Source organism: Dietzia sp. HMSC21D01 (genome assembly GCF_001815995.1).
Taxonomy (GTDB): Bacteria; Actinomycetota; Actinomycetes; order Mycobacteriales; family Mycobacteriaceae; genus Dietzia; species Dietzia cinnamea.
Window position 1 is genome coordinate 1 of record NZ_KV823928.1, and the last position, 1,091, is coordinate 1,091.

3 protein-coding genes are annotated in these 1,091 nt (G+C 74.4%); all 3 read left to right on the top strand.

The window, feature by feature from the left end; genetic code table 11:
* A partial coding sequence (locus HMPREF3086_RS09480; protein WP_070721552.1) for a fluoride efflux transporter FluC occupies positions 1 to 394 on the top strand: 394 nt, incomplete at its 5' end.
* Between the two features lie 2 nt (positions 395 to 396).
* On the top strand, positions 397 to 762 hold the full coding sequence (gene crcB / locus HMPREF3086_RS09485) for a fluoride efflux transporter CrcB (RefSeq protein WP_070721556.1): 366 nt from the start codon (positions 397 to 399) through the stop codon (positions 760 to 762).
* Positions 762 to 1,091, top strand: a 330-nt coding sequence (gene thpR / locus HMPREF3086_RS09490) for an RNA 2',3'-cyclic phosphodiesterase (RefSeq protein ID WP_070721554.1), incomplete at its 3' end; no start/stop codon positions are given. The genes crcB and thpR, both read left to right, overlap by 1 nt.

Sequence of the window (1,091 nt, forward strand, 5' to 3'; positions counted from 1 at the left end):
GTGGGTCGCGCTCGGCGGCGCGATCGGGACGTCCGCGCGCGTCGCCGTGACGGAGGCGATCGCGCCGACGCTCGCCGCGACCCTCACCATCAACGTCCTCGGTGCGTTCCTGTTGGGCGCGCTGCTCACCGCCCTGGAGGGCGGTGAGGACGGGGGCGGCCGGAACCACGATGAGGGACGACGACGACAACGCGCGCGACTGCTCCTCGGCACCGGCGTCTGCGGCGGGTTCACCACGTACTCCCTCATCGCGCTGCAGGCCGCGACGCTGACCCGCGCCGGCGACGGGCCGGCGGCGCTGGCCTACTGCGTGGTGACGCTCGTGCTGGGCGCTGTCGCCACCACGCTCGGGATGGTGCTGGCCGCGGTGGCGCGCCGGGGGACGCCGTCGTGACGATGTTGTGGGTCGCGCTCGGCGGCGGGGTGGGCGCCGCGGCGAGGTACGCGCTCGACCGCGTGGTGGCCGCCCGCTGGCGGGGTCGGTTCCCGCTGGGGACGTTCCTGGTCAACGTGTCCGGGTCGCTCGCGCTAGGGCTGCTCACGGGCCTGCTCGTCGACGGCTCCCTCCCGTTGGTCCTCCTCGGCACCGGGGTGCTCGGCGGATACACGACGTTCTCCACCGCCAGTTACGACACCGTCCGCCTGGTCCGCGAGCGGCGGTTCGGCACCGCGGTGGTCTACGGGGTCGGCACGATGCTCTCCGTGGTCGCCGCCGCGGCGCTGGGGTTGTGGCTCGCGGGCGGCTGGTCCACTGTGGGGTGATGGGTCACCGGATGTTCGTGGCGGTCATGCCGCCGGAGGAGGTTCGTGGCCAGCTCGAGAGGTTCCTCGAGCCGCGGCCCGGATTGGCGTGGACGAGCCACTCGCAGTGGCACCTCACGCTGACGTTCTGTCCCGATGTCGACGACTGGCGCCTCGACGAGCTGACCGAGCGGCTGGAGGCTGTCGCCCGCAAGCACGAGCCGTTCCGCGTGCGCCTGGCGGGGGCCGGGGCCTTCCCGTCGGTCGAGCGGGCCAAGGTCCTGTGGGCGGGCGTGGACCAGCCGGAGGGGCGGCCGCTCAACGCGCTCGCCGCGGGCGCCCGGTCGGCG